This window comes from Mesorhizobium sp. M2A.F.Ca.ET.037.01.1.1, assembly GCF_003998075.1.
In the GTDB taxonomy this organism is placed as follows: Bacteria; Pseudomonadota; Alphaproteobacteria; order Rhizobiales; family Rhizobiaceae; genus Mesorhizobium.
Map to the genome: position 1 here is coordinate 1 of NZ_RZSA01000592.1, position 4,250 is coordinate 4,250.

Sequence of the window (4,250 nt, forward strand, 5' to 3'; positions counted from 1 at the left end):
AAACTTGCCGTCCTTGATCTGCTGCTCCTGCGCCGCCGTCAGCGTCAGCGAGGCCGCCGGAACCGGCTTCTCGCCGTTCGGCCCGGTGGTGACGCCTTCGGCGGCGAAGGCGTGGGCGGCGAACAGGCTCGCCAATACAGTCATGATACCAAATGCTTTGCGCATATCCGTTCCCCTTCTTGTTCAGGAAGACAGCTCCGGCCCGGCAGGCCGAGCCGGAGCGTCGGCTCACTTCGCCGCGTCGAGCACCGACTGCGGCGCGTCGCGGTTGAGCGAGTCCTTCCAGCCTTGGGAGACGTTCTCCTTGGTCACGGTCAGCGCCGGCGCGACGACGAAGGCGGGTGTCTGCTGGGCAAGCAGCGACTTCATGCCGGAGGCGGCCATGGCGCGGCCGAGCTCATAGGCCTTGTCGGCGACAAGCGCGGCAACATTGCCGCCCTTGACCATGTCGAGCGCGACCGGCTCGGCAAGATCCAGCGTGACGATCTTGGTGTGGGTGTTGCCGGCGCCGCGCAGCGCCGAAAGCACGCCGTCGGCAGGCTCGGCCCAGGTCACATAGATGCCGTCGAGATCGGGATGCTGCAGCAGCATGGCATTGGCCAGTTCCTCGGCCCGGGCCGGGTCTGAGATGCCCTGTTCGGCGACGATCTTGATGTCGGGATAGTCCTTCTCGATGGTTTTCTTGAAGGACTGGTCGCGCTGGTTGGTGACGTAATAGTTGGCATCGTGGAAGATATAGCCGACCTTGCCCTTGCCACCGATGGCCTTGGCCATGGCGTCGGCCGCCTGCTTGCCCATCTGGTAGAGATCGTCGGTGACGATCGAGGCATAGTCCGTGCCTTGCTTGTAGTCCTTGGGCAGGTTCGACAGGAACACCAGCTTGACGCCGTCCTTGACCGCCTGGCGGAATGCTTCGGCGGAGGTGACCGGGTCGAGCGGCAATGCCAGGATAACGTTCGGCTTGGCGGCTAAAGCGGTCTCGATGTCGCTGCGCTGGCGGGCGGCGTCGAACTGCGCGTCGGTCTTGACCGCGATCGAGATGCCGGCGCGGGCGAACTCGTCGGTGGCGCCGGCTGTCACAGCATTGGTGAAGTCGGAAGAGGTGTGCCACAGAAGGGCAGCCTTGTAGCCCTTGTCCTTCAGCGCCGCGATGTCGGCATCGCTCAGCGTCAGGCTGGAGCTCGGCGTGGCGGTCTCGCCCTGCGGACCGACCGTCTGCGCGTGAGCGGCGGCGCTGGCGAGCATCAATCCGCCGGCCAATGCGGCAATCCATTTCTTCATCAGCATGTTTTTAGTCTCCCATTCTGCTTCGTTGGTCGTTCAATCGGCCACGCCGCAATAGCGGGCCATGAAGGCTGCGAAGCCGACGATGCCGGCGAGGTATTCCTCGACGTCGACGTGCTCCTCGAAGGTGTGGCAGTTGCGGATGTCGCCCGGCGCGCAATAGACGGCGGGGATGCCCAACCGGTTGACGAAGAACGACGATTCCGACCAGAAGGGCGCACCCTCGATCACGCCGCGGCCGCCCATGGCGCCTGCCATCGATTGCGACAGCATGGCGACTTCGGCGCGCGTCTCGTCGATCTCGGCGGAGGTGCCGCCCAGCCTGTGATCGCGTCCGGCCGGATAGGCGAACTCCACGGTGATCTCGGGATCGGTGATGGCGCCGCGCACGGCGGCCTCGATCTCGGCGGCGGCCGTGTCGAGGGATTCGCCCGGCAGGAGCTTGCGGATCAGCGACAGTGTGCATCGCTCAGGCACGGCGATATAGCCGCCGCCGGTGAGGCCGGTGATCAGCAAGAAGCCGCGCCCGGTGAGCTTGTGCTCGGCCCGGGCCGCTACCTCGTCCGAGTGTCTCCACAGCGCCGTCATGGCGGCATGAGCGGCGCGCAACGCATCCTTGCCGAGCTCCGGCACGCCGAAATAGGCCGACTTGCCGGTGATCGTGATGTCGGTGATGAAGAAGCCAATCTGCGCGGCGTTGACGGCAAGCCGCGTCGGCTCGACATAGACGGTGAAGTCGGGCGCCGCGACCTCGCGGGCCTCGATGCGGCCGACGAAATGCTTGATGCCGGCGGAGACGCCGGTGCCGGGCTGGCCGCTCTCCTCGTCGCCGACGAAAGCGAAGGCCACATCACCCTTGAGGCGGATGCCGGCCTTGTCGAGCAACGAGAGCGCCGCCAGCGAAGCGGTGATGCCGGCCTTCAGATCGCCGGAGCCGCGGCCCCAGACCGCCCCGTCAATGATGGGCGCGCCGAACGGGTCCTCGCGCTCGGTGCCGGCCCAATGCTCCCGCCAGCCGTCGACATGAACGGTGTCGGTGTGGCCGATGAAGAGCAGGCGCTTGCCATCGCCGGCACCCTTGCGTTCGCCCCAGATGTTCGGCCTGCCGGGCAGGAAATCCGCCCGGCTCAGGCCGTTCAGCCCAAGCTCGCGCATTTTCGCCTCAAGGAAGCCGACGAAATTCGCTTCGTTGCCGGTGATGCTTTCGCGGCCGATCGCGCTCCTGAACAGCGCCAGCGCCTGGTCGGGATCGAGAGCGGCACGCAGCCTGGTCAGGATATCTGCGGTCAAAGCACGACCTCCTTCAAGGCAGCCGCCTGGGCGGTGGGGAGAGAGATCCGGCCGTCCGGCGCGTCGACGCCGAACAGCGTATTGTGCAACTGGCCGAGACCGATGGCGGCCGCGCCGATCAGCGCGGCGCGCGCGCCCAGCTCGCCGGCCTCGACGGTGACGGGGTAGGGGAAGCACAGCGGCATCAAGTCCTTGACGCGCGAGAGGATCTCCGGCCTGAGGCCGATCGAACCTCCCAGTATGACCTTCTCGGGATTGGCGACGGCGGCGATCGCCGCAATGCCTTGCGCCAGGTAACGCGCCGTTTCGTCGAGCACGGTAAGCGCCGCCTTGTCGCCCGTCGCCGCATTCTCGAAGATCGCCGGAACCGCGACCTGGGCGCCGGTCAGGGACCTGTAGCGTTCGGTCATCGCGTGCGTCGCCACCGCTCGCTCGAAAGCGCCGGTGCGCAGCGATTCAGCCGCGAACGGATCGGCGCCGATCGGCATGAATCCGATCTCGCCCGCCGCATGGGTGGCGCCGCGCACCAGATGCCCGCCCAGCATCAGGCCGCTGCCGACGCCGGTGCCCAGCGCGATATAGGCAAGATTGTCGATGCCCTGGCCTTGGCCAAGCCAATTCTCGCCGAGCACGGCGAGATTGACGTCGTTCTCGATCATCACCGCGACACCGAGCGCCTTTTCGAAGGCGTCGAGGACATTCGTGGCGTCGAAGCCGGCAATGTTGGGCGCGAGCAGGATGCGGCCCGTCGCGGGGTCGGGCGCGCCCGGCGCGCCGATGACGGCAAGGCGGATCTTCTTGCGCGGGATGCGCTCCCGGGCAGCAGCCTGGAAGGCAAGCGCCGCGATCTGGTCGATGACGAACTGGCCGCCGCGCGGATCGGTCGGCGTCGCCGCCTCGGCGAAGATCTGGCAGGCGAGATCGGTCAGCGCCACGCGCACCTTGGTGCCGCCCAGGTCGACGGCGACGATGTAGGCGGCGTCGTGGACGAGCTCATAGGTGACGGCGGTGCGGCCGACATGGCCGCTGGTGCGGCCGGTCTCCTGCACCCAGCCTTCCTGCTCGAGCCCGCGCACGATCTCCGAGATCGTCTGCTTCGACAGGCCGGTGAGCTTCGAGATCGAGGCCCGCGAGATCGGTCCGCCCTGGACGATCGCCTCCATGACGGAGCGCTGGGAGAACTGGCGGGAGATACGCGGCAGGTCGCTCACATGCGCCTCGATTAATTCGTTCTGTCACCGAACTTATTGGTGAAACGACGTGTTGTCAACGATCACGTCGCATTGTCGGAGACGGCAATCGGAAGGGGTGAGTTACTGGGGCGCCAGCTGCTGCACCGACCGGGCAACGCCGGCGAAATCAGGATTGCTCATAGTTCGGCCGGCGGAAGCGAGCGATCAAGCCGGTCCCGAACACGCGCGTGCTGGGTGGTCAGCGAGTCGAGCCAGCCTCAGTTCCTGTCGACCGGCTTGGAGCGCATCCTCGACACCGTCTCACGCTCCGCCCGCTTGGAGCGCAGCGGCGGCAAGCCGTGATCGACGAGGTCCATATCTTCCAGCACCATGTCGCCCATGCGCTTGAAGGCGACGTCCAGCGCGCCGGCGCGGTGCGCGGAGCGCAGGAAGCCGGGGACGGCTCGGACGGGATGGTCCTTGGGCAGCGGCTCTTCCGGGAAC

The 4,250-nt window shown here is 66.8% G+C and carries 3 protein-coding genes and 1 pseudogene; all 4 read right to left on the reverse strand.

Annotated elements, in window-relative coordinates:
- Window positions 1-228: 228 nt before the first annotated feature.
- Window positions 229-1,287: a substrate-binding domain-containing protein gene (locus tag EOA27_RS24925; protein WP_126081861.1), complete on the reverse strand. Its 1,059-nt coding sequence runs from the start codon at window positions 1,285-1,287 to the stop codon at window positions 229-231.
- Between the two features lie 33 nt (window positions 1,288-1,320).
- Window positions 1,321-2,574, reverse strand: a complete 1,254-nt coding sequence (locus tag EOA27_RS24930; protein WP_126081862.1) for a M20 family metallopeptidase — start codon at window positions 2,572-2,574, stop codon at window positions 1,321-1,323.
- A complete protein-coding gene (locus EOA27_RS24935; RefSeq protein WP_126081863.1) occupies window positions 2,571-3,785 on the reverse strand; it encodes an ROK family transcriptional regulator in 1,215 nt (404 codons plus the stop codon). Before EOA27_RS24935 ends, EOA27_RS24930 begins: the two co-directional genes overlap by 4 nt.
- A gap of 239 nt (window positions 3,786-4,024) precedes the next feature.
- A pseudogene (locus EOA27_RS24940) lies at window positions 4,025-4,250 on the reverse strand (hydroxyacid dehydrogenase); the annotation flags it as partial.